This is a genomic window from Streptococcus parasanguinis, from assembly GCF_015556095.1.
GTDB classification, from domain to species: domain Bacteria; phylum Bacillota; class Bacilli; order Lactobacillales; family Streptococcaceae; genus Streptococcus; species Streptococcus parasanguinis_Q.
This window is the reverse complement of the sequence record NZ_JADNLT010000011.1, coordinates 1-26,683: the sequence shown is the minus strand read 5'-3', so window position 1 is coordinate 26,683 and position 26,683 is coordinate 1. Positions and strand designations below refer to the sequence as shown.

Here is a 26,683-nt window from a genome sequence, read left to right as displayed (position 1 = left end):
TACAATCATCTAGAGTTATAAACTTATCTAGTGGTTGAAAATCATATTGATGACATCCTTTGTCTGCATATAATTTTCAACAATAAATTAGAAGATATGGTTGTTTTACATCCATTTCAAAAGAAAACTGTCCCTATCCCACATTGTTTTAAAGGCGAGACTGTGACAGTCTTAGATGACGATGAGGTTACGTGGCATTTTTTAGAATTTCAAGATTTTAGAACTTGTTTGACTCAGTGATTCAGCATGGAGTTCACTAAAATATAAGAAAAAGAATTTTATCAGGAAAAGTATTCTACTATATGTATAGTGGAAAATCGTAAAAAAGCAAAGACGAAGTAATTACCTCGTCTTTGCTTTTTTAGTATAATGAACACCTTCATGTCAATGAAGTCAATATCGGATGGCAGCCCTTTGGAGTAATCAAAAATGCCCAAATTAATTAAAACTTGCGCATCTTATTAATTTTACAAATTGGGTATTACTACTTTATGTCACCCTTTTTCAAATATATTATACAAAAAAATGAAAAGGTTTACAAGAAATTGACGGTTATAGGAATAATTCTCATCACTTTGAACATTAAAAAGGAGAGAACCGATTTAGTCCTCTCCAGATTGTAACTTTATATCAACCCACTACAGTTGACAATGAGCCAAGGATCAGTCGATATCATCTCTATGGGGCAAGCAAGGCAAGTACAGACACAACAGGGAATCCCTTTGTCTATAACGGCAAAGCCCGTGACGATACTGGACTTGACTATTCAGGATAGGGTTACCTCTATGAAGGTAGCCCTATTTTTTTGACTGTGAATGAATCGAAGCAATGGGATTACACAGAGTTAGAATTTCTTTTTGCTTTGACTGAGATACATGAGTATAGATTTGTGTGACTGAGATAGAACTATGTCCAAGAATTTGTTGAATGTATCGAATATCTACATCACTATCTAGAAGCATTGTTGCGAAACTATGTCTAAACATATGGGGGGTAATAGGTGTAGTTAAGTTATGTTGTTTAACAAGGGTATTTAGAATTAAACGTACACTTTGCTCTGACAATGGTTTGAAAGAATATTTTCCAGAGAATAGGTAGTTACTGGGTTGAAAACAGTAGTTATTTATATATGTTTCTAGTAAGCTAAATGTTATTTGATCTCCTAAAAATAGGATACGTTCTTTCTTACCTTTTCCCATAATATGGAGAGTCCTATTTGAAAGATTAATATTTTTAAGATGAATATGACAAAGTTCGGAAATCCTAATACCAGTTGAAAGCAATAGGGAAATGATTAGCAAATTTCTTTCAGCTTTTTGTTTTTGATATTTAGTTTTTGAATAGGTAATTTTCTGTTCTAGATGTAAAAAAATACTTTTCAAAATATCATAAGGAATCGTTTTAGGTAATATTTTTTCCGTTCTAAATTGATAACGTAATTGATTAAAAGGATTCTCATCAACTAAATTATGATATTTTAAGTAGCTGTAAAACACCTTCAAACTAGCAATTTTGCGACGTAATGTATTAGATTTAATATTGGATTTCGTCAAATGTTCAACATAGGTTTCCACACTGCTGTAATTTGAATTGTAAAATTGCAAAAGATCATTTTTGTAAGCTCGAATCGTATGTGAACTCAAGCGTCTATGGGTTTTGCAGTAGTCTAAGAAAGTAGAAATATGTTTATAATCCATGAATAACTCCTTTATCAATAATCATGCTATTATATACTTATTTGAATGCTTTGTATAGTGATAATAAATAGTTATCGGTAGGAGAATGATTGATGAGTAATAAAACATGCTTTGTAGTCATGGGATATGGGGTTAAAAAAATTCCTGGAACTTTAGTCAAACTGAATTTAGACGATGTTTATTTTAAGTTTATAAAGCCTGTATTATCTCGAAATCATTTAAAATCAGTCTACTCCACACAAGCATATCGAGGAGATGAAGTTCCAACTTCATTAGCTATTAATAAAAACTTCATAACATCTATTTTTTTAGCTGATATTGTGATTGCTGATATAAGCACTTTAAATCAAAATGCAATTTATGAGTTGGGACTTCGGCATGCAATGAGGCCAAAATCTACAATTATACTTTGTGAAGAACTAACTATTAGCAAATACCCATTTTTTGATATTTCAATGAATCCTCAATTAAGATATCATAGAAAGAAAATAGTATCGGATGAAAACTATAGAAAATCTCTGCAAGATGAATTAGAAGATATATTAATTTCTTGCCTAGAATCCAATACCGATTATATTGATAGTCCTGTATTTGATTTCAATTTGTATAAGATTAAACCATTAGTTCAATTAGATAAAAATGTACATGTAGCAGGAGCATCTATAAGGACAATGATTGAAAAAGCTGAAAATTTGAAGGAAAATATGCTGTTTAAAGAAGCCGAAAATCAGTACCTTCAAGTTTTAAACTTATCCTTTGATGAAGATATACTTTCTCAATATCTATTATGTAGCTATAAAAAAGATTTGTCCCTAGAAAATTTGCTTTTAACCTTATCATACGTTAATGAGAACATAGATTTAGCTACATCGACAAACGAAAACTTACTGGGTATTGTTGCAGCAATAAATAAACAAATATTTGGCCTAACTAAAGAATGCAAATTTTTAGAACAAGCTAGAAGATATTACAAAAATGGCTCAAACTTTGAAAGTGGGAATCTTTATTGTGCTAGAAACTACTGTGCACTTTTGTTAAAACAATATTGTATATCAAAAGATATTGAATCAATAAAAGAGTATTACTACTCTGCTGTTCATTTTGCTAAAACTTGCTTAACAGAATTACAATTTCTCAAACGAGAAGAAACTGATCTTGACAATACTTGGTATAATGAAAACATTAAAGATTTGACCCTAATTGCATTTGGTACTGATGAATCAATTATTGAATTTAAGCCTGTTACAAAAAGGCAAGAAGAGACGGTAAGCTCAGGTCGTAAAGAGCTAAAGCATGATTATCATGAAACTCTAAAAATAATTAAAGGGAAATGAGCAATTTTGCTCACTTCCCTTTTTAAAATCTTTTATCTCTTGATAATTTCCAATAATGTAAACCTAGTGGTGTCAAACGGCAAGACTTACTATTCATAGCAGCAAAGTACATATGCTCCTCTCCAACAGGTTCGATCAAACCTACGCTTTCATAAAGCTGTAACTCTTTAAATTTACCAACATTTTCTTCTTTCGCGAAAGGTTCTTTATATTCATGAGTTACTTCAGGAGTATTGGTAAATTCAAATGATGGATCTAATTGAAATTCTGAAGTAGCTTCTGGAAAATATTGATGAAGTTTTCGTAGCACCTTTTTTGATACTTTAGCTTCAACAGTTCTGATAGGTAAAAATCCTGTTATATTTGTTTTAAATAGCGGCCTTTGTTCCCATACTCCAAGTGACTGATCAACAAAAGAATATAAACTAGCAGGAGTGATATTCCCGCTAACATCTGCTGCTCCACCTTTTAGCCCCTGAATTAGTAATTCAGTAAACACACCATGACCAGTTATTCCATCCTCAATAGCAACCTCATCACGATCGCTGGCTGTTAGAATAGTAACACCTTTTCCAATCATGGTATTCGATGAGTCTATAGGACTACAATCTCCTAACTTTCCAGAATAACAACAATCTAAGATGATAATTTTATTTCGACTTTTTGAAGTGTTTGCTAGTCGAAGTATATCATTCATAGAAATTCCCATATCATAGCCATTAAAATCTGGTGTTACGATTTGACCAGCCATCTCATCTGTCCCATGTCCTGAGAAATAAAAGAGTGCAATGTCAGATTCTCCTTCTTTAAATAAAGAATGAAGGTCCTCCAATAACTCTGCTTTTGTTTGTATATTAAGTTTTAGCTTAACACTGAAATTAGGGGAACCATCCTCGTTCTCCTCCAATAATTTCGCTATCTCCTCTGCATCATTAGTACACCCCCCTAACGGAGCCTGAGAATATGCATCGATACCAACAATTAATGCCTTGTTTTTTAACATAAATTATACCTCACAATTGTTTTATCCAAGCGCTAATCTTTTCCCAATTCCAATCTACTACAGGAAGATAGCCACATTCATTTGGAATCGTCGCACCAATATGATCTTTGTTCCCATAAATTGCAAGTAGTGGTATCCCCTCATCTATAGCACAGTTCATTTCCCAAATTTGCCCATCTGCTTTCTTGGTATTCCTAGTAATGATAGAAATCATACCGTCACACCCTCTAATTCTTGTTCTACATTTAGTTTTCCATTGAGAATCCCAAGGTTGTTTAACAGACATATCCACAAATTCAAATGGAGAGTTTGTATTTCTTGATTGGCCCCTTAGAAAATCTCGTAAATTTTCATCCTCAATGGCAAAACTTATAAAGATTCTTTTCATCTAAATACCTCCCTTTAAAAGTATTTTTGTTTGTATTATATCACATTAGAAAGTATGCTATACGATATTTCCCTCAATTGTATTAAATATTTCTTCCAATGATTTTTTCCAACAATATATTTCTTTCTCTAAAATTTGTTCGAAGAAAGAGTCAATTTGTGTCTTATCATCCAATGAAAAATCTGATACAGATACAATTTTTTTATCATCTTTTAGAATGCCATCAATTCGCAAATTTTTTTGCTTAATGATTAGAATAGGAATATTATTTGAGATCGCCATAGCACCTTCAATTTGGCAAAACGAACTAGTAATCCATTTCCCATCTAACGACTGTTCGTCAGATTCAAAAAACTTTTTATCTTGAATTGCTCCCTTTTTTAAAACTCCAGATTGAATATACGTATGACCGAAAGCTAAGATAACCATACCATAGCATCTTTTTATCATTTCATTTAAAGCAGATAATGATTCATAGGGAGAATAATCCTTTGCTTGTAGAGTTATGCTTTCTATATTATAGTTCTCTAGAGTACTCTTTAGTTTATCTATAAAGTATTGTTGCTCATTCGTAAATGGATTAGGTCTGCTTAAAAATACTCTTATTTTTTTATTTGTCATATTCATCAATCTCCTACCGATAACTATTTATTATCACTAGTATACCATAGATTCCTATCTCTAATATGTTTTCAATTGTAGCTTTCTTATTTTTTATACTCTCAAAGACTTTTGAACAGCCTTATAGTGATTTTTTCTTCAATAATTGAATGTGTGACATTTTATCTCTCAGCCATAACAACGCACCATTTTTGGTGCGTTTCTAAATTTTGTGCTATAATAGAAATAAATAAAAGGAGGACCTTCATGATCGGAGAAAATATTAAAGCGTTACGTAAAACACATGATCTAACCCAGCCTGAGTTCGCAAAGATTGTTGGTATCTCTCGAAATAGCCTAAGTCGTTATGAAAACGGGATAAGTTCAGTTTCGACAGAATTAATAGATCGTATCTGCCAGAAATTTAATGTTTCCTATATCGATATCGTAGGGGAGGAAAAGATGCTCACACCAGTAGAAGATTACCAGTTGACCCTGAAAATTGAAGTGATTAAAGAACGAGGGGCGAATATCTTAGCGCAACTTTATCGTTTTCAAGATGAGCTAGGTATTTCATATGATGATACTTCTAATCCTTGGGTTCTAATGAGCGATGATTTATCTGATTTGCTGAACACGAAGATTTATCTTGTGGGGACTTTTGATGAAGTAGAGCGATATAATGGCTATTTGGATGGCATTGAACGGATGCTAGAACAAGCAACTCATCTGGTGGTGGCTTAATGAAACTAGAAGAATTTAGTCAAGATGATTTTGAACGAGCATCCAGACGACTCGTTCGTTCTTTAACTCGTGGTAAAACAACTTCTTCTCAGCCCAAGGCTATCTTGCTAGGTGGACAGAGTGGTGCTGGGAAAACAACGATTCATCGTATTAAACAAAGGGAATTTCAAGGTAATATCATTATCATTGATGGAGATAGTTATCGCTCTTTTCATCCGAACTACCTTGGCCTACAGGAAAAGTATGGCAAAGATAGTGTGGATTATACCAAAGTGTTTGCGGGAAAAATGGTTGAATATCTCGTAGATGAATTGAGTAAACAAGGTTATCATTTGTTAATCGAGGGCACCTTGAGAACAACAGAAGTTCCTAGAAAAACGGCACAATTATTGGCAATTAGAGGTTACCAAGTCTCACTTGCACTGATTGCGACCAAGCCGGAATTGTCCTATCTCAGCACCTTGATACGTTATGAAGAGCTCTATGCTATAAATCCTAGTCAAGCTAGAGCAACTCCTAAAGCACACCATGATGGAATTGTAGAACATTTAGTTGATAACTTACGAGAGTTGGAAAATGATAAGATTTTTAATCAAATTCAAATTTATCAAAGAGATCAATCGTGTGTTTATGATTCGCAAGTAGACGAAACCTCAGCGGCAGAAGTTTTACAAGAATGCCTCTTCGGAAAATGGAGTAAAGTGGAGGAAGAGATGTTGAAGTTGGGACAGGAACGGTTGAGAGAGCTGGAGGAAATTGATAAGTGACGAAGGGTTAATTTATGAGTACATGATAATAAAAGCTCATAAGATTTTCTAGTAAAATAGAATTGAACGAACTAGTTACGAAAGGAAGTCTTATGAGCTGCCATCATTTTACTATAGTTGAGCATGAAAGTATTCTCATTTACCGTACGCAAGATCTAAACCCCCCCTCAAATTACTAAGTTATTTCACTTAATATAGGATAAATCCATCCTATATTTTTGCTTTTGTTGCTTAATAATGGTATGATAAACAAAAGGAGGCGATGACAATGCAAATTAATCTTGAAAATTTAATTCCAATCACGGAGGCAAATCAGAATTTCTCTAAAGTTGCTCGTATGGTTGATAGTAAGGGTACAGCTGTTATTTTGAAAAACAATAAACCTAAATATGTTTTAGTTGACTATAACACCTTGGTTCAAGTAGAACAGACAGAAGCTGTTGTTGCAGATCAAGCTAGTGTTGACGAGGTGGCAAGCTCTATCTTGTCACGCCACCTAGAAGCCTTGAAGGAATTAGCTAAATGAAGCGATTAACCGTTGAACAGGTTGTTGCCTTACATAGTCAATTGATTATATCTACGGGAGGAATGGATGGTGTACGAGACAAGGGGTTAGTTGAGGCCTCGCTTTCGAATGTTTTTGACACTTATTTTGGAGTTGATCAATATCCAACTATTGAAGAAAAGGCATCTAGGCTTTGTTATTCTTTGATTAAGAATCACGCTTTTTTAGATGGAAATAAGCGCATTGGTATTTTTGTAATGCTTGTGCTACTAGAACTTAACGATATTATGCTTGATTGTACTGATGAAGAGTTGGTTCATCTCGGATTGGGTGTAGCGGCATCAGAATTAACCTACGAAGATATTTTAGATTTTGTAAAAAGTCATTGATACAAAAAGCAAGTGACTATTAAAAATTACTTGCTTTATTTTTTAATGATTCGAAGGTAATAATGGTGTGAACTTTTTGGTAAAATCTAGCTCAATTCGTGTATTTTTAGTGTAAAATTCACACCATTCAAATGAAAGTTATTCAAATTAGATGAAATTGTTCTTTCTGAAAACGTGAGAAAACATTGATTTTAAGCGCATTTTGAAACGTATTCAAATAGAAGTGTTTCCAACCAGGTCTTAAGAAAGCTCGTAAAGCATCACAATTCTCAAAACGTTAATCAATACGATTATATCAACGTTTACAGACATTCAAGAATTATTTCTTGGATGTCTTTTTTGTTTCAAAAAATCAAAGTTCACCCCAAAATTCACCCCATATTCACCCCATCAATTTTTTAAACTACGAAAAGCAATATCACCTACAGTCTGATTGACTTTATCTTTGATATTAACGTAAGTTTTTGTAATCTCTTTATCACTATGAGTAAGAGCTTCTGAGAAGGCTTCAAGAGAAACACCTGCTTGTTTAGCAAGAGTAGCACCAGTATGTCTTAGTTTGTGTGGTGATGCTGGTGCTAATTCGGGATGTCTTCGTCTGACTGATTTCATCTTGATAAAACTTAAAATTTTTCTAATTATAACGAAGCATAGTCAAAAAGCTATGACCTCTATATTCACAAAAAAATCCAGACCAATACTAGTCCAGATTTCTTGTCTATTAAACATTCTTTTCAAAGAATGGAAGAACGGCTGTAACGGCTTTGTCAACGCAATTATTTAACTGTGAGAATCCGACGCACATAAATTTTAAATGGCGTCTCAGTCACATTTAAATTTATGAGACGCTTAGACGTTAGGCTTTCAATTTGTCAAATTTTGCTTTGACATTTGCCTTGAATTCTTCAAGTTTAGCCTTGCGTTCGGCTTTACGTTCAGCCTTCATTTGTGCACGTGCCTGGTTGTAGAGGTCTTCTTGGACTTGCAGAGCTGCTTCGATTTCGGCTACGACGGTTGCTACATCCCAACGCACGATTTGGGTGTCGTACTTGGTGAAGTAAGCATCGATGACTGCTTCGTTGTTTTCTTGCACCAAGGCGACAACGGCTGTTTCGCCGTCGATCAATTTTTGAGACACAACGTCAATCAAGCCAGCTTCTGCCGTATCAACGGTATCACCAGCAGCCAAACCATAGAGGCTGCCAATACCATAACCAAACAAGACGCCGATAGGACCACCCAAAAGCCCGATAACTGCACCGAGCAAGCCACCTTCTAGGGTTGCATCCGTCGTTGAATCTTCAAAGTCATAGCGTTCTTTTTCAACGATGTGACCGTTTTCATTTTTGACCAAGGCGATTTGAGCAACCTTGGTCGTCTGAGTTTGGCGGAAAGCCTTCAAATCCGCAAAGGACTGATAAGCTTCGCTTTCAGTGTTAAAGACTGAAACTACTAGGTTTTCCATAGTTAGTACCTCTTTTCTAAATATATACGTTCATTATAATACAGTTTCAATCACTTTTCAATCATTTTAGTGCGACATTTTAATTGATATGTCGCGTTTATCAGCGTCAAAGAACAGTTTCAGGCAGCGGTATATCTTTGCCATATCCCAGCCCAGACACTCTGGCGACTCTGAGTGATTATCAAGAAAGGCGTCCAGCAACATCTTAAAGCCTCCCGTGCAAAAAGTAAATAAATAGTGTTTTTCCTGTATGCCTGTCACACGGCTAAAAGACCGCTTGACCAAATCTTCCAGAAAATTATAGCAGATATTATGTACCAGCTCTGTGTAGCGAGTCTGATGAGCGTGCCGAATCACATCGACACTTTTATAGAATCTGCCAACTGTTTCCTTATGGTCGAATCCTTGAAAGAAGTCGCTTTATTCGTCGGTCAAGACAATTAATTTGGCTGGTGCAACTGATTCGCCAAGCTATGAACAAGCAATTATTACCTTTTGAAAGCAAAAATGGCAATTATGAAGGTGAAGCTACTCAGGTCTTAGTTCTTCTATCCAATTACTATGCAGACAAAAAACTATTTGATGAAAATACAGATGAATATGGAAATATCTTGATTTTAAAGGATTCATCCATCATTTCTAAATTATCGGCTATCCCAGATTTATTAAAAAGGGGATCTAGTAGGTAACAATAATATCGAATATATCAAAGTACGCAATATTAGGATTTCTTCAGAGGTTGAGTTAGAGTCAGATGTTGATGGGGATAAGTCGGATAATCTGCCAATAGATATAAAAATACTAGAAAACAGGCTTGAAAAAGGCTCGTAAAGCTAGCCAGTTCTCTAAACGTTAATTCGTTGCTGGACAGCAGAATACAAACGAAAACACTTTGCATCTTGCAAGGTGTTTTTTTCTATGAGAACTGGCGGTGCGCAATTAGGATAGCTCTAGCGACTTTAGTCGCATAGAGATATGCTATGCACAGTTGCCTCAAGAAAACAATGCTTCTTGGTCCACCCTGTTAGACAAGCTTCAAAACCAAGGAATCCAACAGATTTCTCTTGTAGTTACAGATGGCTTTAAGGGGCTTGAGCAGATTATCAGTCAGGCTCACCCATTAGCTAAACAACAATGTTGCTTAATTCATATTAGTCGAAATCTAGCTAGTAAAGTGAAACGAGCAGATAGAGCGGTTATTCTGGGGCAATTTATAATGATTTATCGTGCTGAAAATTTAGAAATGGCAGGACAAGCTTTAGAGGACTTTCTCGCCGAATGGAAACCAAAGTATAGGAAAGTCATGGAAAGTCTGGAGAAGACGGATAATCTTTTAACTTTTTATCAGTTTCCCTACCAGATTTGGCACAGCATGTATTCGACAAACCTCATTGAGTCTCTTAACAAAGAAATCAAACATCAAACGAAAAAGAAGGTTCTTTTTCCTAATGAGGAGGCTCTGGAACGTTACTTAGTTACGTTGTTTGAAGATTATAATTTCAAGCAAAGTCAACGAATCCATAAAGGGTTTGGTCAATGTTCTGATACACTTGAAAGCTTATTTAATTAACACTCCGTAACTCTACTTAAGTGTTTACACATAATTATTGACAGTATCAAAAAATAAAGTATATTGTTTTCATCATAATATAATTAAATATCAGTATAGAGAATTTTATCTATATATCAGATATCAGCAATTGCTTTTGCTGTCATTTTTCGCTACAATAGTTACAAGGAGGAAATAAACATGTTAAAAGAAGTATTAAACGTCGCAAAAGTTGCGAAAAAATCATCTCTCTTCTTAGGAGGGGTAGCATTTGGGACGCTTGGCTTGAAAGTCTTAGCAAGTAAAGAAGCTAAGAAAGGCTATTCTAAGGCCTTGGCTAAAGCTTACAAATTGAAAGATGGACTGGATGCATCTGTTTCTGTTGTAAAACAACACGGTGATGATGTTTTACAAGACGCTAAATATTTATACGAACAGGAAAAGAAAGAAGAACAATTAGATAGCCTGACAGGTGAATAATATGTCTTTTAAAGTGCTACACAGAGGATATCAACATATCCGATTATCGTCCTCGTTTTCACTGACCTTGGATATTCAAGATTATCTTCGTTCCTTGGCTAAAGATGAAAAAGGGATCGACTCTATTCAGTTTTATATGGATCAGCAGCACTTTACTCTACGTATGAAAGAAGGCTTCTCTGTATTAGAAAATGCAGAGGCCTTTTTAAAAAAAATTGACAAGGGGAAAGTTTCGGACTTGATGACTCTTCCCATTCGTAGAGAAGAGAGTGCTTATTCAATTGTATCGGGTGCAGCGATTAAGCGTTTGCTGTTTCGAAGTTTTGTACCCTACCCTATTCGTTATATTTGGACTTGTTATCAGGCTTTGGGTTATGTCAAAGAAGCCTATCAAACTTTAGCGCGCAAGGAACTAACCATGGAGGTCTTGGACTGTTCGGCCATTTTGTTGTCCTTGTTTATGAACCAATCCAAGACAGCTAGCAACATCATGTTTATGCTTGATTTGGGTAATCATCTGGATCAGTGGTCTTTAAAAAAAACAGCAACAGATTTGGAACAAAGCCTTCTTGCTAAAGAAAGTGATGTTTTCTTAGTGCGGGGAGACATGGTCATCAGCATCAAGAGTTCTGATGTTCAAGTAGGTGATGTATTAGTTGTCTCCCAAGGGAATGAAATCTTGTTTGACGGCCAAGTGGTTTCAGGATTAGGCATGGTCAATGAGAGTTCCTTGACTGGAGAGAGCTTCCCTGTTGAAAAGAAAGAGGGAGATTCTGTATGTGCGAATACTGTTTTGGAAACAGGAGAGTTAAGAATTCGTGTGACTGATAATCAGATAAACAGTCGTATTTTGCAACTCATCAATCTGATGAAAAAATCTGAAGAGAGTAAGAAGACAAAACAACGTCATTTTATTAGGATGGCAGACAAGGTTGTAAAATATAACTTCTTAGGTGCTGGTTTGACTTATCTGTTAACAGGTTCGTTTTCAAAAGCCATTTCCTTTTTATTGGTGGATTTTTCATGTGCTCTAAAAATATCCACACCTGTAGCCTACCTTACGGCCATAAAGGAAGGTCTAAATCGAGAAATGGTTATTAAAGATGGTGATGTATTAGAAAAATATCTGGAAGTGGATACTTTCTTGTTTGATAAAACGGGTACCATCACGACGAGTTATCCTTTGGTTGAAAAGGTTCTTCCTTTCGGAGATTATACTGAGAAAGATATTTTAAGAATAAGTGCATGTTTGGAGGAACATATCTATCATCCTATTGCCAATGCAATTGTTAAACAAGCTGAAATTGAAGGCATTGAACACGAAGAAATGCATGGCAAGCTTCAGTATGTTGCAAGCAAAGGGATTAAATCGCAAATTGATGGTCAATCGGTTGTCATTGGAAATTATGTACTAATGCAAGACGAACAGGTAAGAATTAGTTCTGAGCAGCTGGCCTTGATTGAGCAATATAAGACTCATTACAATTTATTGTTTTTGGCTTATAAGAAAGAATTAATTGGGATGTTTTGTATCCACACTCCCTTGAGAAGCGAGGCGAAAGTTGCATTGAAAAAGCTAAAGCGCCAAGGGAAAAAACTGATTCTGGCAACTGGTGATACGTTGGCTAGAACAGAAGAGTTGGTTAAAGATCTGCCATTTGACAACGTTTATACTGATTTAAAACCAGATGGTAAGTTTCAGTTGGTTCAGGAATTACAGAAAGCTGGCCGAACTATTTTGATGGTTGGAGACGGGTTAAACGACTCTGCTGCCTTGACGCTTGCAGATATTGGGGTTGTGATGAATGAAAGTGCTGATATTTCTAAGCAGATGAGTGATATTTTATTATTAGATAATCGTTTAGATTTCTTCGAGGAATTGAATTCTTTATCTGAATCGTTGCAGAAATTAATTCAAAGAAATATTCAAGAAACAGTTGTAATAAATGGAAGTTTAATTGGATTTGGGTTGTTAAATTGGTTAAGCCCATCTAATCTTTCGATATTGCACAATCTGACTACTTTAAGAATCGTCCTTCGTAGTCTTTCTATTAAAAGTAGGTAAGAGACCGAGAAGCTGAGGTTATAAAAACTAAAAGGAGTTGTCTCATTTGAGAATAACGGCTCTTTGTCAACTGTAGTGGGTTGATGGAAAATTATACCCTGGAGAGGACCAAATTGGTTCTCTCCTTTTAAATATTGAAAAAACCATTGGCAGTGGACATACTTTAAGACTATATATTTCTGAAACTAGTTTCACAATACAAATATTGACATGCAATTATTAATTGGTGGATTTTAAGTTGACATCTACAAAGGTTAATGTTAGAATACATTCAAAAATATATTTGAATGAGGTGTTTTATGATTCAAAATATTGTTACTTCAATAATCCTGTATTCTGGGACAGCCGTAGACTTACTTATTATCCTAATGTTATTTTTTGCCAAAAGAAAAAGCAGAAAGGACATCATTAACATCTATTTAGGACAATTTCTAGGCTCTGTTAGTCTAATATTCCTAAGTTTGCTTTTTGCATTTGTCTTAAATTATATTCCTAGTAAAGAGATTTTAGGTTTACTCGGTTTGATTCCAATTTTCCTAGGCCTCAAAGTTTTGCTTTTAGGAGATTCTGATGGAGAAGCTATTGCAAAAGATGGTTTGCGAAAAGACAATAAAAACCTGATTTTTCTAGTCGCTATGATTACTTTTGCAAGTTGTGGCGCTGACAATATTGGTGTTTTTGTCCCATATTTTACCACCTTAAATTTAGCGAATTTGATAGTGACTTTACTTACTTTTCTAGTCATGATTTATCTCTTGGTTTTTTCTGCCCAAAAATTAGCACAAGTCCCTTCTGTTGGGGAAACTTTGGAAAAATATAGCAGATGGTTTATTGCCGTTGTCTATTTAGGATTGGGGATGTATATCCTGATTGAAAACAACAGCTTTGACATGCTATGGGCTGTGTTAGGCTAGGAGAAAAAATTATGAAAAAAGATAGTATCTGTCAAGTGGATGTTATAAATCAACAAAATGTTACAACCGCAACGAACTACCTTGAAAAGGAAAAAGTCCAAAAATCACTTCGCATTTTATCAAAATTTACCGATAATAAACAGATAAATATCATCTTTTATCTCCTTGCCGTCGAAGAACTCTGTGTCTGCGATATAGCCTGTTTATTAAATCTCAGTATGGCATCTGCCTCCCACCACCTTCGTAAACTAGCCAATCAAAACATCTTGGACACTAGAAGAGAGGGGAAAATTATATATTATTTTATAAAAGATGAGGAAATCAGAGATTTTTTTAATCAACTAGGATAACAACTATTTTTACTACTTTTCCATGATTATATATAGGACTTATCTATGAAATTTTTTGATGAAAATTACTCACAAGAAAGACCTGCTCGTAGCAAATGTTTAAGAAAAAAGTATAATTTAAAGCAAAGCGACCTAGGTAATGCAGGTCAAGTTAGCCAAGTTGAAAAGGGAGGAATTTGAAAGGATTTGTATCTTTTATTTTTTGTTTCATTTATGTCCTATGCTACTGGAATAGTTAGTAGTCATTTCATGAATCATACGGCACAGCTCTTTTATGGACTGATCGTTATTGTTTCAACGGTAGCAAACTGGTTTTTACATAAAGTAATTGATAAACCCAATATAGATCAGAAAGAATTACTTGAAGCTACCGCACAATATAGGAAGTTATTGATACCTGACCTAATAATTAAAGGAGTGGGATTGATTCTGTCCTTAATTCTCTATCCTCCGATTATGATGTATAGTGTTTTAATTGCGGCATTTTACATCATAACTTTAAAAACACTATCCGAAAAAAGAGTGAATAACTAAAAAACGGTGACCAAAGTTAGGTGTATTATTTTAATGCTTAGAGACCTAAACTATTCCCTATTTTAAAAATATTGATTCAGATTTTATGAAATTAAAAAGTAGATATTGTTCAGAAAATCCTTGATATTACGCTGTTTTTAGTCCAACTGAAATCCATACTTTCCAAACCAGGCTTGAAAAAAGCTCGTAAAGCATCACAATTTAGTAAACGTTAAAACTTATTTAAACTTATTGAAAGCATTTCGTATCAAAAATACGGGATGCTTTTTCTGTTCACCCCAAATTTTTGTAACTAGGTGATACTTGAAATTAATACAAATTTGGTTGTTTTTGATAAATCTAAGCAACACTAAATGATGAAGTGAAAGGGGATGAATCTTTGATAGTATTCATTTATTGTGAAATATGATATATTTATTAATTAGATGGATGAATACTTCTAGAGTTAAATATAGCATAATAGGGACAGACTTTTTGGTTTATTTTTGTTTGTAGTCGGATTATGAAAGAATATCCAATATTATGCGATAAGATAGAATGTTACAAAAAAGAAAGGGGATGCAATCCGATGAAGAAAGACAGATTAATTGTATTGACAGATGCTGTTCTAGCAATTATTATGACCATCTTGATTTTAGAGTTAGAAAAACCAACAACACCAAGTCTTGAAGCTTTTTGGGATTTACGGCAAAATTTCTTTGCTTGTTTTCTTTCCTTTTTCTGGTTGGGATCGTTATGGATGGCACTAAACACATTATGGGAAAAGGTTGAGAAAATTTCCTCAGAAATTATTTGGTGGAATTTGTTTCTACTCTTGGAGCGGCAGGAGTTCTCTTTGGAGAATTTCATGCCATCCAAGATACCAGTCTGAATGATGTGGTGGACCGGATCTATATAAATGTCAAGGATTTACCGTTTCAGTCCTTGGGAGCTTTAGCTAATATCCTGTCTGATGTTAAGAAGGGACTGATTCAAGACAGTCATATCTGGTCTTTCTTCCAGTCATTTTTCAAACAATATCAGTTGATAATCAGCTTAAATCAGATCTATCAGTTTGTCTATCTTTCTCTGATGGAGATCATGTCCTATCTTCACTTTGATTATTGGAAAAAACGGCTCGGTCAGGAGCTAGTATGAATAAGGAGAACAAATGAGACGTTTAAAAATGTTATGGCATATTATACAGGTTACGGGTTTTACTCGGTTTGCTCTGAGTTTTGTGACCTTTGTTTTTGGGTCAGGAGGCGTGCTTTTCCTAGTTGAACCTGCTATCACAAATTACGGAGACGGTCTTTGGTATGCTTTTGTGACTTCGACGACTGTCGGCTACGGGGATCTCCTAGCTGTGACCTTGATTGGAAGGATTACCAGTGTCTTCTTGACGATTTATGGGCTCATATTTTTTGGCTGTTTATCAGCTGTTATTATTAATTATTATACCGATTTAAATAAGGAAAGAGGAGAGGACAAATGACTGCCAATTATTCAACACGGGAATACCGTGAGAAATTATACGATGACCTTCATGTTCGATTGAGAGATACAGCGATTTTGATGTGTGCAATTTTTATTGCCTCTATCGGTCTAAATATGAATTCAACAGCTGTTATTATTGGAGCCATGTTAATTTCACCTCTCATGACACCGATTGTTGGACTGGGATTCGGTTTAGCTATTTTTGATACGCGTTTAATCAAGCAATCTCTAGAGGTTTTATTGACTCAAGTGTTGGTCAGTTTGCTTGTCTCGACTCTGTATTTCTGGATTTCTCCCTTGTCTTATGCAAGTAGCGAGTTGATCGCACGAACCTCTCCAACCATTTGGGATGTTCTCATTGCTATTGCTGGTGGGATTGCTGGTGTGATCGGTTCAAGGAAAAAAGAAGCAAACAATATCGTGCCAGGAGTAGCCATTGCTACAGCTTTGATGCCGCCTATCTGTACTGCTGGCTATGGTTTAGCTAATGGGAATGTACGATTTTTATTGGGCTCTCTATCTTTTCTTGATCAACTGTGTCTTTATCATGCTAGCCAACATTGTTGGAACAAGAATTTTGATGAGAAAATCTCCTTTAACTTCATTTAAAGAGCTGAGCATTAAAATGAGAATTGGCTTGATTTCTTTGATTGTATTGTTGATTCTTCCAGCTAGCTATTCGGCAGTTACTCTGACAATAGAACAAGCGTGCAAAGAAGGGATCAAACAGTTTGTAGGAAAAGAGTTCGCCAATTATACGGTTATTAATCAAGTCTACAAGTCAAGTAACAATGAATTGGTCTTGACGGTTGTTGGAGATCCGATTTCAGAAGAAGAATTAGAAACACTCCACCAAAAACAAGCCTCTTACGGTATTCAATCTGTTCAATTGAAAGTGAATCAAGTTCAGAACTCGCCAACATTAGATAGTGAAGCGACCAAGGAATTTTATGAAAACATTGACAAGTATATTGATCAAAAACTCTCTGAAAAAGATTCACAAAACGATCTCGTAAAAGAAAATGAAGCAGACAAGGATTGAGGACAATGAACTGAATCGGTTTTTACGCCGTGTTTTTCTTGTATCTTCCTCTTTCTTACTTATAGCAGGTTGTTTTTGCTTGAATAAGAAATAAATTAGAAGTTCTATCATCTAAGAAAAATGATGAAAAAAATCATTTAACTAATGGTGTGAACGTTTAGTGTTTATCAGCTCCATTCTCTGTAATTTTGGGGGTAAAATCCACACCATTTAGATAAAATTAGTTGAATTTGATTGGAAAAACGCTTTTATAAAAGCGGAGAAAAGTCTTGATATTACGCTGTTTTTAGTCCAACTGAAATTCATACTTTCCAAACCAGGTCTTAAGAAAGCTCGTAAAGCATCACAATTCTCAAAACGTTAATCAATACGTTTATATCAACGTTTACAGACATTCAAGAATTATTTCTTGGATGTCTTTTTTGATGCAAAAAGAGATAATTTCCACCAAAATTTCCACCATCACTTTTTTAAGCTACGAAATGCAATATCACCTACAGTCTGATCGACTTTATCTTTGGTATTAACAATTGCAATAACATAAATTTTTTCATTTTAAAGATATATTATAGCAAAAGAAAAAGATTGAAGAAAATAGTCCAAAATGAACTTTGTCTTCAATCTGAACAGAGTAAATACTACTCTGTTAGAAGCGTTTTTTTATTATATTAATGGTGAAGGCTAAAGTAGCTCCTAAAAGCACTCCGCTTCCTTTTTTTCCATTACTTTTACATCTATCACAAACAGGAACTAACCTTTTATCAGTTATTGTTTTACGACAGAACTTACATTTACGTTTTTGACTAATTTGATTCTCGGACATCACTTTTATCCCCAATCTCCAATTTTTTATTTTCTAAATTTGTTAGAAAAGTATTATTTGTATCATTTGCTTCATGAAGCTTTTCTTGTAGATTTATAAATAAATCAATATCATTCTTTCCGTATTTATAATGACTGTTGATAAGTTCTAATAGGCTAATTTTATCTGAATATTTTAACCACTTAGCTCTATTTATACGAGGAATCTTTTGTAATAAGTTAAGTAGTAAACCTCTATTGGTTGTTATATCTGGTTGAGTGAGTAATTCCATTACTCCGTTATAAGAAGTAAGGCGTTCGAGAGCCATTGCTTTATTATTTAAGCTTAAATCAATGTAAAGCTGCATACCAACTATTTTTGTCATTATTTCTGTATCGTTGAGTATAAAGTCAGCATGTCTTTTTAATGAATCATATAAATAATCTACTTGTTTAGTTCTCTTAATTATTTCCTCTTTATTGGAGATCAAATCAGCTTTAATTGCACTGACAGAATCTTCCATATAAGTATTTGCTTCATTCAAAAGATGAATTTTTTCGTCTAAGGAGACAGTGTTTAGTGCCTGTAAAACTTTTGTTCTAGCAGAGAAGAATGGAGGTAAGATGCTATTATTTCTATCCCAGTTAATTTGAAATTCTTGACTAGCTTTCATATCTAAAAGTAGATCATAAATCTGTTTTAGTTGAACTTGGGTTGATAAATCAACTCTGGAGGAATCGTCAGTGTTGTTGCTTTTTTTCTCTACTTTTTTTAATGTAACATCTTCAACACGGACATTATTTTTTGTCGTATCAACAATGACAGCTCTATAATTACCATCAATTTTTTTGGAGTTTCCTACTTTAAAGGTACCATTTTCTAGATTCTTTTTTGTTTTTTCTGAAAGACTAGCAAAATCTAATTCGTAAAAATTATCATTCTTTTTATCATATACTTTAGGCTTGGGATTAAGATGTTTATCAATAAAATTAAATAGTGGTTCCCCATTGATATCAATGATATTTGCTAAATTTAGCGATGTATTATTGTCAATTAACTTAGGTAAGGCATATTCAAAAGGACTGCTTATTGCAAATATATCAGTCGTTTTTTTATCTTCTTCAGATTTAAATAGACTGAAGGCTAATAGATTATTTTCAATTAATTCATACTCATCTTTATTCGTATTTGCAACATCGTTCATAATTTCACCTTTGAGACTTATTTGTTTAATTATAACACGTTATAAAGGGTTTCTTATAAAAATAAAATAGAATATATCAAAAGATATTTGGCGATGAAATAATTTGAATGTCCTATAATAAATGAAATCGACTGAAGGATTTTATTCTTGGACGCTTGAAGAAGATTGACTCCTTAGTGCTTTAAAAACTCTGCGAACTTTTATTATTTTCAAGAATATATAAGAATTTTAATAATTCATTCACTCTTATAAAATACAAACAAGCTACTCTCTTACCTATAGTGAGTTACAAATGATAGAGTAGCTTGCTGTTTGGAGATACTATTCAGTATTCAATAATAATTTCTATTTCTTTTTGGCGAAACCAACCAAAAGTAGCGGTATTAGTGCACCAATTATTTTCCCTGCAGTAACAGCAGATTTTGAGGATACAATTAATTTAGAAGCTTGAGAGATTTCATCAAAATCTAGATTTTCTTCTTCGGCTTTGGACAATACTTCTAATAGCATGCAAGCACGCTCGGCTCGATCATAGTCAGTTGATTTTAGTTTTTCAATTTCAAAATCAACTACTGTTCGTATTGCAATATAGTGTAGTTTGGTTAGTTTGCTATTCTTTGTTTCTAAATTACTAATGGTTTGTTTAGTGACACCAATAAGATCACCTAAATCTGCACTTGTCCAATTTAAGATTTCTCTGATAGACTTTAAATTGTCTTGCAGTATTTGTCTTGTTTTCTCATTTGAGGGATATTTTTCTTTTTTCATTTCACGACACCTACAATTCTGTATTTACATTATAACAGAAATTTGGACCATAAAAAAGCATTGTTTTGGTCAAAATTATAATTTAGATAAAAAATACTTGACAAAATAAAATTAGCGGACTATAATATCGGTATTCTTAAGAAAGTGAGGAATAAAGTTATGATTAACTTATTAAAAATAAAGTGAGTCATATGTTTGTTCTAGATTCTGTGTCAGACACATGACCAGGAGTTTTTTGAGGTAGTGTATACCCTGCCGTGCCATTGTAGGAGGAAAGTCATAATGGATTTACAAGTAATACTTAATATTGTGTTGGTTTTGGGACTGATCTATTTAGTTGTTAGAAGATATATTATTGCATCAAAATTTGCAGATTATATGATTAAGAATGGCGGGGAAGAAATAGAATTTATAAAGGAGAATAATTTTAGTTTCTCTGAATGCGTGAATTTGCTAAATAAAAAACATAAAATTGGATTGATCAATTCCTATGTTGTGGTTAACTCAATAAGAGTAACAGAATAAAAAAATAAAAGTTAGGAAAGAGATATATCAATGGATATTAAGAAAATAAAAGACCGTGCTCTGATTAAATCAAAAACAATAGGTAATAATGTTTTAGATTCTGGAAGGGATCGCCTGAAATGGGTAAAAGAAAATCCTGAAATTGTTTTAAAATCCGTGTTGTCTATAGCAACTGTAGTGGTTGGAGTAGTTGCAGTAGCTTATGTTACCCAGGCTAATTATGAGTGTAACAACAATTTAGAAGATGAAGATCAGAGTCAATCATCAAGTGATTTAATTTCTAATGGTATGATTTTGGAAGATGAAACTAAAACTATCAACTATCCTGATGAAAGAAAATCTCCGGACGTTCATCCATATCATCGAGATGGTAGAACTTATGTAAGAGGTGGGACTGATCAAGACAAGGAACAATATCGTAATGATCATCCGTTAGAATTTGGGTTAGAATTATAAGATGAAAAATAAATCATAGAGTATAAAAAAGGTCAATATGTTTTATTGCTATGTTTTTAGTTGAACTAAAATAATTCCTATCAGACCATGTCTTATCAGAACTCGTAAAGTATCACAATTCTCAAAACGATAATCAAAACGATACTATCAACGTATACAGACATTCAAGAGAACTCTCTTGGATGTCTTTTTTTGTCTTAAAATAAAAAATGATAGAAAATAACATGATAGTAGTACTTTAAAGTGTTTTTATGTTGTAGTCGTCATTCTCTAAATCTGCAATAATCCTATTTTTTATAGGGGCTATCTGTATTTTCGCGCACCAAAATTGGTGCATTTTACCTTTTTGTGCTATAATAGGAAATAATTTAAGGAGGACCCTCATGATCGGAGAAAATATTAAAGCGTTACGTAAAACACATGACCTAACCCAGCCTGAGTTCGCAAAGATTGTTGGCATCTCTCGAAATAGCCTGAGTCGTTATGAAAACGGGACAAGTTCAGTTTCGACAGACTTAATAGATCGTATTTGTCAGAAATTTAATGTTTCCTATATCGATATTGTAGGAGAGGAAAAGATGCTCACGCCAGTGGAAGATTACCAGCTCACTCTGAAAATTGAAGTAATTAAAGAACGAGGGGCGAATATCTTAGCGCAACTTTATCGTTTTCAAGATGAACAAGGAATTGTATTTGATGATACTTCTAATCCTTGGATTCTAATGAGCGATGATTTGTCTGATTTACTGAACACGAAGATTTATCTTGTGGGGACTTTTGAGGAAGTAGAGCGATACAATGGCTATTTGGATGGCATCGAACGGATGCTAGAACAAGCCAGTCATCTGGTGGTGGCCTAATGAAACTAGATGAATTTAGTCAAGGTGATTTTGAACGAGCCTCCAAACGACTCGTTCGTTCTTTAACTCGTGGTAAAACAACTTCGTCTCAGCCCAAGGCTATCTTGCTAGGTGGACAGAGTGGTGCTGGGAAAACAACAATTCATCGTGTGAAACAAAGGGAATTTCAAGGGAATCTCATTATCATTGATGGAGATAGTTATCGCTCTTTTCATCCGAACTACCTTGGCCTACAGGAAAAGTATGGAAAAGATAGTGTGGATTATACTAAAGTATTTGCGGGTCGGATGGTTGAATATCTCGTAGATGAATTGAGTAAACAAGGTTATCATTTGTTAATCGAGGGCACCTTAAGAACAACAGAAGTTCCTCGAAAAACGGCACAATTATTGACAACTAGAGGTTACCAAGTCTCACTAGCACTGATTGCGACCAAGCCTGAATTGTCCTATCTCAGCACTTTGATACGTTATGAAGAGCTCTATGTTATAAATCCTCGTCAAGCCAGAGCAACTCCTAAAGCACACCATGATGGAATTGTTGAACATTTGGTTGAGAATTTACGGGAGTTGGAAAAGGATCAGCTTTTTAGACAAATTCAAATTTACCAAAGAGATCAATCGTGCGTTTATGATTCGCAAGTAGATCAAACCTCAGCAGCAGAAGTTCTACAAGAATGCCTCTTCGGGAAATGGACTAAAGTGGAGGAAGAAATGTTGAAGTTGGGACAAGAACGGTTGAAGGAGTTCAATACGGAGACTAAAAAGTAAGAGAGAATCTTTTTATACAGCGAGGATTTAAGCTGCACTGTAAGGGAGACGTATGAGAAAAATTTTAAAAAATCAGCTATATTTAAAAGTTCTGCTTTCAGATCTGATATCAAATTTTGGGGATACCTTATATTTTATAGCTCTCATGACCTATGTGACGGAGCTGAAAGACAGTAAGACAGTAATCTGGCTGTTTCAATCATCAATCTATCAGAAACGATCCCGATCTTATTTACAGTATTTTTTGGAATTATTGCAGATAGAACGATGAATAAAGTTGAGACCATTATTAAAACGTTGTGGATACGGGTCGGTTTGTATTTATTAGTGGCTATGGTGATGAATTTTAAGGCATCTATTATGGTCGTCATACTTGCTAGTATGGTTAATCTTGTCTCAGATACACTGGGACAATTTGAAAATGGTCTTTTCTACCCAATTTCGAATCGAATTGTAGAAAAATCAGAGAGAGAAGAGGCGATGGCCTTTAGGCAGACGGTAACGTCAACAATGAATATTGTCAATCAATCATTGGGAGCGTTTTTGATCACGATTCTTAGTTTCTTTCACTTAGCTCTTATCAATTCTCTGACCTTTGCGATTAGTTTGTTCATCATGCTAGTGATCAAACATCAAATTGATTATGACGATCAAACCTCATCTAGCACGAGCTCAACATTTCATTTCAAAACTTTGTTTTCTGAGATCATGTCAAACTTAAAACTCTCCATTAAGCATCTGTTTAGCATTAGTCATATGAAGGCTGCCCTACTTGTGATACCGATTCTTAATGGAAGCTTAGCGATTCTCACACCATTAGTTGTCGTCAATCTTTCTAAAGGTTCTGCTCTGACCATTATGAATACAGCAACCACTATCTCACTTTTAGGTATTAGTACGGTTGCTGGAGGGATTTTAGGAGGTGCTTTCATTCTGATTAGTAAAAGATTTAAAAGTCTCTCCATAGGAACTTTGCTAAAAATGAATTTAATGACTGTTTTGCTTTCATTTGTTGTGTTTTACTACCAAAATATTTATTTATTGCTATTCGCATCCTTTCTTTCGAGTGTATTCGTTAGTGCCTTAAACCCTAAAATGGGCGCAATCATATTTAATCATATAGATGAAACGAAATTGGCGACTATATTTGGAGGAATGGTAACCTACTTCCAAATGGGGGATGTTGTCTCTAGATTATTGTTTTCGACCTTAGTCATCTATCTACCTTCTAATTACATAGCAGTAGTGTATATGGTGTTAGTCTTGCTAGCATTTCTATATACATTTAAAAAAGTAGAGATGACGGCATAAGAAAATTTTAATTGGCCCAACTCCACCTATCTGTTCGATAGCCGATTCAGTATGTTGCTAATATTAGCAAGGCTGGGATTTGAAATTGTCAATTCAAAAGAGTGATAATATGCCCAAGAAGCACCTTTCAGGTGTTTTTTGTTTACCTAATTGAATCAGAAGCAAACAAAAAACCACCCTATCTTCCCTAGTCAAATAGGACTATAGAAAATAGGGTGGTTTTAGAACTTTAAGGATTATTTATCGTCTTTGTGAAGGATATTCTTCACGCCCTTGATAGCTCCTTCAACAGCTTCTTTTGCATCTTCAGCAACTTCTTTAGCTTTTGATGCAACTTTTTCAGCAACGCCTTCAGCTTCTGTTTTTGTGTCGCCAGTTACTTTACCGAGACCTTCCTTAACAGAACCTTTAACTTGGTTTAATTTATCTTCTAATGACATAGCGCCACCTCCGTTAAGTAAATAGTTTTTAATCTGAATTGAAGACAGTTCATTTAAAAAATTAAAACTATTTAGTTCAGATTAATATAAGTATATACCCTCTGAAATGGAAAGTCAAATATTCGCTACGGTGTTCTAATAATAGGGATGAGGTCTGAATAATGATCGACTAATAGGTCACGACATTCAGACTTTCCAGCAAAGATTTGAAACGAAAGAAGACAAAAAGTTTTCTATCTCCAATAAAATAAATGGTATAATGGTCGTGAATGGATACATCGTAACGCTATTTTTTGAAAAAGAGAAGAGAAACATGAAAAGAATCCTCAAAACCTACCCCGTTGTCAGTACTTTGTCTTTAACTTGTTTGTTGCTCGGCCTGTTGAATTCCTTTTTTGGGGATGCTATGTATGACCTGTTGGCCTTTCATTCGAAGCCAGTCTATGCTTGGCAATATGTCAGTGGGACCTTGATGCATGGAAGTAAAGGAGCCCCTGTCTGGTTTTTATGGGTCCATTTGATTTTAAATGGACTCATGGTCTTTCCTTTTGGTGGACTGTTAGAAAGGAAAAGAGGATCCAGGCAAGTCTTGATTGTTTTTGTGACGGCGACAGCTCTCTCTTCCATCGTTTTTCACCTCCTAACGCAGGGGCAGGACATTCAGGCAACAGGGATCTCTGCTGTAGGCTATGCCTTTGTAACCGGGGGAGTCCTGCTCCTGCCAAATATGTGGAAAGAGTATTCACTCTCCGTAAAATGGTTTTATCTATTCTTAGTTTTTCTATCTGACTTCATGCTCTTACCGGCCATCACCGGCTGGATCTCGACTTGGCTGCATCTTTCAGGGATTGCCAGTTATCTATTGGTCTTTATTGGAAGTAACAGCTTGAAGGGGAGAAGTAACTATTAAGCTAGCTCTTAAGCGAGATTTTCATCTTCCTTCCTTGACTCTGCCCTCACTGCGCCGTATAATACTCTATATCAATGAAAAATCACCTTTTGTCATTGTGCAAAGGGTGATTTTATAAGTGTAAAAAGGAGACACAATGGGCTATATTTCTACAATTAAAACAGCTGTTCAGCTCTTTCCTTTCCTGGCATTTTTGCTGACCTTGCCCTACATGATTTTGAATTATCGAAAATATGGTTCGGTCAATAAATTGCGGGTGCTGATTTTCTATTCTTTTATGCTTTACTTGATGACGGTCTATTTCTTGGTGATCTTGCCTCTGCCAGATCCAAGTAAGATTCATACTAGCTACTCGGAAATGGTCAATCTCCAACCTTTTGCTTTTGTAGTGGATTTTTTCAAGGAGAGCCCCTTTGATTTAGTGCAGACTGGTACTTGGATTCAAGCCCTTAAGCATCCAACTTTTTATGTGCCTGCCTTTAATGTCCTAATGTTGATTCCTTTTGGGATGTATCTACGCTATTATTTCAAGTGTGGTTTTAAGAAAACGATTCTCCTGACAGCCCTCTTTAGTTTCTTTTTGGAGTTGACCCAGTTATCAGGTCTCTATTTTATGTATCCGGGCCCTTACCGCCTAGCAGATGTCGATGATATTATTCAAAATACCACTGGTGGTGGAGTGGGTTATCTGCTTGGTTGGTTCCTGGTTTGGTTATTGCCGACACGAGACGAAATTGACGAACATTCTTTCCGAGTAGGAACGAGAGTGTCTGGTTTCCGGATGGGTCTTGCCTTCTTGATCGACTTTGTGATGCTATCCTTGCTTTACGCGGTAATCGAGCGTTTAGAGACGGTTCCTTATGTAGCGGTTTTGGCTGTTTATTTTGCCTTGATTCCTTTGTGGCGGGGTAAAACCTTGGGAATGGCTTTATTGAAATTCCGCTTGCATTTTGACAAGCAAAAATGGCTTCGCACCATCTGGCGGGGGATTCTAGTAGTAGGTTATTTCTATCTGATTCCTCAAGGGTTGTTCTCTTTGATTTCGCTCTTGAATAGCGATTTGACGGACAATTCCCTCTTAACCCTGTCTATGATTTTATTGCTCTTCTTTATGCTTTTATTGTACCTGATTCTCACTCTTGCTATCGTCTTGCTCAATCGTCGCTTTCCCTTTGATCGTCTAGCTGGGGCTGAGTATGAGAGTACGGTGCGCGTGAAGAAAGAGCTCTTAAAAGATGAAACTGAATCGTCAAAATAGAGAGAGTGGGACAGAAATCGGTAATTCGTTAGAATTCGATTTCGTCGTCTCACCTCCGCACAGTTGAGTAGGGCTGT

Annotated in this window: 29 protein-coding genes and 5 pseudogenes; 25 read left to right on the top strand and 9 right to left on the bottom strand. The window is 35.0% G+C overall.

All coding sequences use genetic code 11. The features are described 5' to 3' along the window. Positions 1 to 797: 797 nt before the first annotated feature. On the bottom strand, positions 798 to 1,697 hold the full coding sequence (locus I2E70_RS09135) for a tyrosine-type recombinase/integrase (protein WP_023919380.1): 900 nt from the start codon (positions 1,695 to 1,697) through the stop codon (positions 798 to 800). A 92-nt stretch (positions 1,698 to 1,789) separates the two neighbouring features. Here I2E70_RS09135 and I2E70_RS09130 point away from each other — a divergent pair, with 92 nt between their 5' ends. Further along, positions 1,790 to 3,031: a hypothetical protein gene (locus I2E70_RS09130; RefSeq protein WP_023919378.1), complete on the top strand. Its 1,242-nt coding sequence runs from the start codon at positions 1,790 to 1,792 to the stop codon at positions 3,029 to 3,031. Positions 3,032 to 3,053: 22 nt separating this feature from the next. Here the strand turns inward: I2E70_RS09130 and I2E70_RS09125 are convergent, their stop codons facing one another. The 3 genes from I2E70_RS09125 to I2E70_RS09115 are packed head-to-tail and all read right to left on the bottom strand — an operon-like array spanning position 3,054 to position 5,043. After that, entirely contained in the window at positions 3,054 to 4,034 is a 981-nt protein-coding gene (locus I2E70_RS09125) for a caspase family protein (RefSeq protein WP_023919376.1), read from the bottom strand. 10 nt (positions 4,035 to 4,044) lie between these two features. After that, the gene (locus tag I2E70_RS09120) at positions 4,045 to 4,422 is read right to left on the bottom strand and encodes a TIR domain-containing protein (RefSeq protein ID WP_023919374.1); all 378 of its coding nucleotides are present in this window, start codon (positions 4,420 to 4,422) and stop codon (positions 4,045 to 4,047) included. A gap of 57 nt (positions 4,423 to 4,479) precedes the next feature. Continuing rightward, on the bottom strand, positions 4,480 to 5,043 hold the full coding sequence (locus I2E70_RS09115) for a hypothetical protein (protein ID WP_023919373.1): 564 nt from the start codon (positions 5,041 to 5,043) through the stop codon (positions 4,480 to 4,482). A gap of 246 nt (positions 5,044 to 5,289) precedes the next feature. On the opposite strand from I2E70_RS09115, the gene pezA (I2E70_RS09110) reads away from it, so the two are divergent. The 4 genes from pezA (I2E70_RS09110) (at position 5,290) to I2E70_RS09095 (ending at position 7,427) form a co-directional block, all read left to right on the top strand. Then, on the top strand, positions 5,290 to 5,766 hold the full coding sequence (pezA, locus tag I2E70_RS09110; RefSeq protein WP_023919371.1) for a type II toxin-antitoxin system antitoxin PezA: 477 nt from the start codon (positions 5,290 to 5,292) through the stop codon (positions 5,764 to 5,766). Then, complete coding sequence (pezT, locus tag I2E70_RS09105; protein ID WP_023919369.1) at positions 5,766 to 6,533, top strand: type II toxin-antitoxin system toxin PezT; 768 nt, start codon at positions 5,766 to 5,768, stop codon at positions 6,531 to 6,533. Before pezA (I2E70_RS09110) ends, pezT (I2E70_RS09105) begins: the two co-directional genes overlap by 1 nt. A 268-nt stretch (positions 6,534 to 6,801) precedes the next feature. Next, positions 6,802 to 7,059 (top strand): type II toxin-antitoxin system Phd/YefM family antitoxin, encoded by a 258-nt coding sequence (locus I2E70_RS09100; protein ID WP_023919367.1) that lies wholly within the window; start codon positions 6,802 to 6,804, stop codon positions 7,057 to 7,059. After that, positions 7,056 to 7,427 carry a type II toxin-antitoxin system death-on-curing family toxin gene (locus I2E70_RS09095; protein ID WP_023919365.1) on the top strand — a complete coding sequence of 124 codons (372 nt, stop codon included), beginning with the start codon at positions 7,056 to 7,058 and terminating at the stop codon, positions 7,425 to 7,427. The genes I2E70_RS09100 and I2E70_RS09095 overlap by 4 nt, the downstream gene beginning before the upstream one ends. Positions 7,428 to 7,817: 390 nt before the next feature. On the opposite strand, the gene I2E70_RS09090 is transcribed toward I2E70_RS09095, so the two are convergent. Further along, positions 7,818 to 8,039 (bottom strand): tyrosine-type recombinase/integrase, encoded by a 222-nt coding sequence (locus tag I2E70_RS09090; protein WP_002893762.1) that lies wholly within the window; start codon positions 8,037 to 8,039, stop codon positions 7,818 to 7,820. 244 nt (positions 8,040 to 8,283) lie between these two features. Further along, on the bottom strand, positions 8,284 to 8,892 hold the full coding sequence (locus I2E70_RS09085; RefSeq protein ID WP_002893760.1) for a DUF1269 domain-containing protein: 609 nt from the start codon (positions 8,890 to 8,892) through the stop codon (positions 8,284 to 8,286). Between the two features lie 350 nt (positions 8,893 to 9,242). On the opposite strand from I2E70_RS09085, the pseudogene I2E70_RS09080 reads away from it, so the two are divergent. The 13 genes and pseudogenes from I2E70_RS09080 to I2E70_RS09025 all read left to right on the top strand — a co-directional run. Then, positions 9,243 to 9,386: pseudogene (locus I2E70_RS09080) on the top strand (IS982 family transposase); the annotation flags it as partial. 3 nt (positions 9,387 to 9,389) lie between these two features. Further along, positions 9,390 to 9,723 (top strand): annotated as a pseudogene (locus I2E70_RS10600) (diacylglycerol kinase family lipid kinase); the annotation flags it as partial. Positions 9,724 to 9,871: 148 nt separating this feature from the next. Beyond that, positions 9,872 to 10,462, top strand: a pseudogene (locus tag I2E70_RS09070) (IS256 family transposase); the annotation flags it as partial. Between the two features lie 180 nt (positions 10,463 to 10,642). Then, a complete protein-coding gene (locus tag I2E70_RS09065) occupies positions 10,643 to 10,921 on the top strand; it encodes a DUF6110 family protein (protein ID WP_002893755.1) in 279 nt (92 codons plus the stop codon). A 1-nt stretch (position 10,922) separates the two neighbouring features. Next, complete coding sequence (locus I2E70_RS09060) at positions 10,923 to 12,986, top strand: heavy metal translocating P-type ATPase (RefSeq protein WP_002893754.1); 2,064 nt, start codon at positions 10,923 to 10,925, stop codon at positions 12,984 to 12,986. Between the two features lie 299 nt (positions 12,987 to 13,285). Then, a complete protein-coding gene (locus tag I2E70_RS09055) occupies positions 13,286 to 13,900 on the top strand; it encodes a CadD family cadmium resistance transporter (protein WP_002911684.1) in 615 nt (204 codons plus the stop codon). Positions 13,901 to 13,911: 11 nt separating this feature from the next. Next, positions 13,912 to 14,250: a Cd(II)/Zn(II)-sensing metalloregulatory transcriptional regulator CadX gene (cadX, locus tag I2E70_RS09050; protein ID WP_000711078.1), complete on the top strand. Its 339-nt coding sequence runs from the start codon at positions 13,912 to 13,914 to the stop codon at positions 14,248 to 14,250. 45 nt (positions 14,251 to 14,295) lie between these two features. Further along, the gene (locus I2E70_RS10660; RefSeq protein WP_003004655.1) at positions 14,296 to 14,430 is read left to right on the top strand and encodes a hypothetical protein; all 135 of its coding nucleotides are present in this window, start codon (positions 14,296 to 14,298) and stop codon (positions 14,428 to 14,430) included. Between the two features lie 69 nt (positions 14,431 to 14,499). Further along, entirely contained in the window at positions 14,500 to 14,784 is a 285-nt protein-coding gene (locus I2E70_RS09045; protein WP_014334291.1) for a hypothetical protein, read from the top strand. A 568-nt stretch (positions 14,785 to 15,352) separates the two neighbouring features. After that, positions 15,353 to 15,655, top strand: a complete 303-nt coding sequence (locus I2E70_RS09040; RefSeq protein ID WP_004240734.1) for a TMEM175 family protein — start codon at positions 15,353 to 15,355, stop codon at positions 15,653 to 15,655. Continuing rightward, the gene (locus tag I2E70_RS09035) at positions 15,580 to 15,921 is read left to right on the top strand and encodes a hypothetical protein (RefSeq protein ID WP_000397556.1); all 342 of its coding nucleotides are present in this window, start codon (positions 15,580 to 15,582) and stop codon (positions 15,919 to 15,921) included. Before I2E70_RS09040 ends, I2E70_RS09035 begins: the two co-directional genes overlap by 76 nt. A gap of 13 nt (positions 15,922 to 15,934) precedes the next feature. Continuing rightward, complete coding sequence (locus tag I2E70_RS09030; RefSeq protein ID WP_001253404.1) at positions 15,935 to 16,258, top strand: potassium channel family protein; 324 nt, start codon at positions 15,935 to 15,937, stop codon at positions 16,256 to 16,258. Next, a pseudogene (locus I2E70_RS09025) lies at positions 16,255 to 17,302 on the top strand (DUF389 domain-containing protein). The gene I2E70_RS09030 and the pseudogene I2E70_RS09025 overlap by 4 nt, the downstream one beginning before the upstream one ends. 803 nt (positions 17,303 to 18,105) lie before the next feature. Here the strand turns inward: I2E70_RS09025 and I2E70_RS09020 are convergent. Beyond that, positions 18,106 to 19,308 carry a hypothetical protein gene (locus tag I2E70_RS09020; protein WP_229060293.1) on the bottom strand — a complete coding sequence of 401 codons (1,203 nt, stop codon included), beginning with the start codon at positions 19,306 to 19,308 and terminating at the stop codon, positions 18,106 to 18,108. Between the two features lie 345 nt (positions 19,309 to 19,653). Then, positions 19,654 to 20,076, bottom strand: a complete 423-nt coding sequence (locus I2E70_RS10690; protein ID WP_195424516.1) for a helix-turn-helix transcriptional regulator — start codon at positions 20,074 to 20,076, stop codon at positions 19,654 to 19,656. 282 nt (positions 20,077 to 20,358) lie between these two features. Here I2E70_RS10690 and I2E70_RS09010 point away from each other — a divergent pair, with 282 nt between their 5' ends. From I2E70_RS09010 to I2E70_RS08990, 5 genes and pseudogenes are all read left to right on the top strand, one after another. After that, a complete protein-coding gene (locus I2E70_RS09010; RefSeq protein ID WP_049475127.1) occupies positions 20,359 to 20,601 on the top strand; it encodes a hypothetical protein in 243 nt (80 codons plus the stop codon). A 30-nt stretch (positions 20,602 to 20,631) separates the two neighbouring features. Next, positions 20,632 to 21,057: a hypothetical protein gene (locus I2E70_RS09005; RefSeq protein WP_049475126.1), complete on the top strand. Its 426-nt coding sequence runs from the start codon at positions 20,632 to 20,634 to the stop codon at positions 21,055 to 21,057. 383 nt (positions 21,058 to 21,440) lie between these two features. Next, a complete protein-coding gene (gene pezA / locus I2E70_RS09000; protein WP_049475125.1) occupies positions 21,441 to 21,917 on the top strand; it encodes a type II toxin-antitoxin system antitoxin PezA in 477 nt (158 codons plus the stop codon). Next, positions 21,917 to 22,687, top strand: coding sequence for a type II toxin-antitoxin system toxin PezT (pezT, locus tag I2E70_RS08995; RefSeq protein WP_195424514.1), 771 nt, complete (start codon positions 21,917 to 21,919; stop codon positions 22,685 to 22,687). The genes pezA (I2E70_RS09000) and pezT (I2E70_RS08995) overlap by 1 nt, the downstream gene beginning before the upstream one ends. A gap of 52 nt (positions 22,688 to 22,739) precedes the next feature. Beyond that, positions 22,740 to 23,998 (top strand): annotated as a pseudogene (locus I2E70_RS08990) (lantibiotic transporter). A 236-nt stretch (positions 23,999 to 24,234) separates the two neighbouring features. Here the strand turns inward: I2E70_RS08990 and I2E70_RS08985 are convergent. Next, complete coding sequence (locus I2E70_RS08985) at positions 24,235 to 24,438, bottom strand: CsbD family protein (protein WP_009732209.1); 204 nt, start codon at positions 24,436 to 24,438, stop codon at positions 24,235 to 24,237. A gap of 313 nt (positions 24,439 to 24,751) precedes the next feature. Between I2E70_RS08985 and I2E70_RS08980 the strand changes: the two genes are divergently transcribed. Beyond that, positions 24,752 to 25,348, top strand: coding sequence for a rhomboid family intramembrane serine protease (locus I2E70_RS08980; RefSeq protein ID WP_195424512.1), 597 nt, complete (start codon positions 24,752 to 24,754; stop codon positions 25,346 to 25,348). A gap of 136 nt (positions 25,349 to 25,484) precedes the next feature. Next, on the top strand, positions 25,485 to 26,606 hold the full coding sequence (locus tag I2E70_RS08975) for a VanZ family protein (protein WP_195424509.1): 1,122 nt from the start codon (positions 25,485 to 25,487) through the stop codon (positions 26,604 to 26,606). The last annotated feature ends 77 nt before the right edge of the window (positions 26,607 to 26,683 follow it).

What these genes read in the sequence shown, in the direction of transcription:
- I2E70_RS09005 (WP_049475126.1), top strand. Translation starts at nt 20,632, where the DNA reads ATGGATATTAAGAAAATAAAAGACCGTGCTCTGATTAAATCAAAAACA.
- I2E70_RS09095 (WP_023919365.1), top strand. Translation starts at nt 7,056, where the DNA reads ATGAAGCGATTAACCGTTGAACAGGTTGTTGCCTTACATAGTCAATTG.
- I2E70_RS09130 (WP_023919378.1), top strand. Translation starts at nt 1,790, where the DNA reads ATGAGTAATAAAACATGCTTTGTAGTCATGGGATATGGGGTTAAAAAA.
- I2E70_RS09135 (WP_023919380.1), bottom strand. Translation starts at nt 1,697, where the DNA reads ATGGATTATAAACATATTTCTACTTTCTTAGACTACTGCAAAACCCAT.
- I2E70_RS09040 (WP_004240734.1), top strand. Translation starts at nt 15,353, where the DNA reads ATGAAGAAAGACAGATTAATTGTATTGACAGATGCTGTTCTAGCAATT.
- I2E70_RS09060 (WP_002893754.1), top strand. Translation starts at nt 10,923, where the DNA reads ATGTCTTTTAAAGTGCTACACAGAGGATATCAACATATCCGATTATCG.
- I2E70_RS08975 (WP_195424509.1), top strand. Translation starts at nt 25,485, where the DNA reads ATGGGCTATATTTCTACAATTAAAACAGCTGTTCAGCTCTTTCCTTTC.
- I2E70_RS09100 (WP_023919367.1), top strand. Translation starts at nt 6,802, where the DNA reads ATGCAAATTAATCTTGAAAATTTAATTCCAATCACGGAGGCAAATCAG.
- I2E70_RS08985 (WP_009732209.1), bottom strand. Translation starts at nt 24,438, where the DNA reads ATGTCATTAGAAGATAAATTAAACCAAGTTAAAGGTTCTGTTAAGGAA.
- cadX (WP_000711078.1), top strand. Translation starts at nt 13,912, where the DNA reads ATGAAAAAAGATAGTATCTGTCAAGTGGATGTTATAAATCAACAAAAT.
- I2E70_RS09120 (WP_023919374.1), bottom strand. Translation starts at nt 4,422, where the DNA reads ATGAAAAGAATCTTTATAAGTTTTGCCATTGAGGATGAAAATTTACGA.
- I2E70_RS09065 (WP_002893755.1), top strand. Translation starts at nt 10,643, where the DNA reads ATGTTAAAAGAAGTATTAAACGTCGCAAAAGTTGCGAAAAAATCATCT.
- I2E70_RS08980 (WP_195424512.1), top strand. Translation starts at nt 24,752, where the DNA reads ATGAAAAGAATCCTCAAAACCTACCCCGTTGTCAGTACTTTGTCTTTA.
- I2E70_RS09115 (WP_023919373.1), bottom strand. Translation starts at nt 5,043, where the DNA reads ATGACAAATAAAAAAATAAGAGTATTTTTAAGCAGACCTAATCCATTT.
- pezT (WP_023919369.1), top strand. Translation starts at nt 5,766, where the DNA reads ATGAAACTAGAAGAATTTAGTCAAGATGATTTTGAACGAGCATCCAGA.
- I2E70_RS10660 (WP_003004655.1), top strand. Translation starts at nt 14,296, where the DNA reads ATGAAATTTTTTGATGAAAATTACTCACAAGAAAGACCTGCTCGTAGC.
- I2E70_RS10690 (WP_195424516.1), bottom strand. Translation starts at nt 20,076, where the DNA reads ATGAAAAAAGAAAAATATCCCTCAAATGAGAAAACAAGACAAATACTG.
- I2E70_RS09090 (WP_002893762.1), bottom strand. Translation starts at nt 8,039, where the DNA reads ATGAAATCAGTCAGACGAAGACATCCCGAATTAGCACCAGCATCACCA.
- I2E70_RS09010 (WP_049475127.1), top strand. Translation starts at nt 20,359, where the DNA reads ATGGATTTACAAGTAATACTTAATATTGTGTTGGTTTTGGGACTGATC.
- pezT (WP_195424514.1), top strand. Translation starts at nt 21,917, where the DNA reads ATGAAACTAGATGAATTTAGTCAAGGTGATTTTGAACGAGCCTCCAAA.
- I2E70_RS09020 (WP_229060293.1), bottom strand. Translation starts at nt 19,308, where the DNA reads ATGAACGATGTTGCAAATACGAATAAAGATGAGTATGAATTAATTGAA.
- I2E70_RS09085 (WP_002893760.1), bottom strand. Translation starts at nt 8,892, where the DNA reads ATGGAAAACCTAGTAGTTTCAGTCTTTAACACTGAAAGCGAAGCTTAT.
- I2E70_RS09055 (WP_002911684.1), top strand. Translation starts at nt 13,286, where the DNA reads ATGATTCAAAATATTGTTACTTCAATAATCCTGTATTCTGGGACAGCC.
- pezA (WP_023919371.1), top strand. Translation starts at nt 5,290, where the DNA reads ATGATCGGAGAAAATATTAAAGCGTTACGTAAAACACATGATCTAACC.
- I2E70_RS09045 (WP_014334291.1), top strand. Translation starts at nt 14,500, where the DNA reads ATGAATCATACGGCACAGCTCTTTTATGGACTGATCGTTATTGTTTCA.
- I2E70_RS09125 (WP_023919376.1), bottom strand. Translation starts at nt 4,034, where the DNA reads ATGTTAAAAAACAAGGCATTAATTGTTGGTATCGATGCATATTCTCAG.
- I2E70_RS09030 (WP_001253404.1), top strand. Translation starts at nt 15,935, where the DNA reads ATGAGACGTTTAAAAATGTTATGGCATATTATACAGGTTACGGGTTTT.
- pezA (WP_049475125.1), top strand. Translation starts at nt 21,441, where the DNA reads ATGATCGGAGAAAATATTAAAGCGTTACGTAAAACACATGACCTAACC.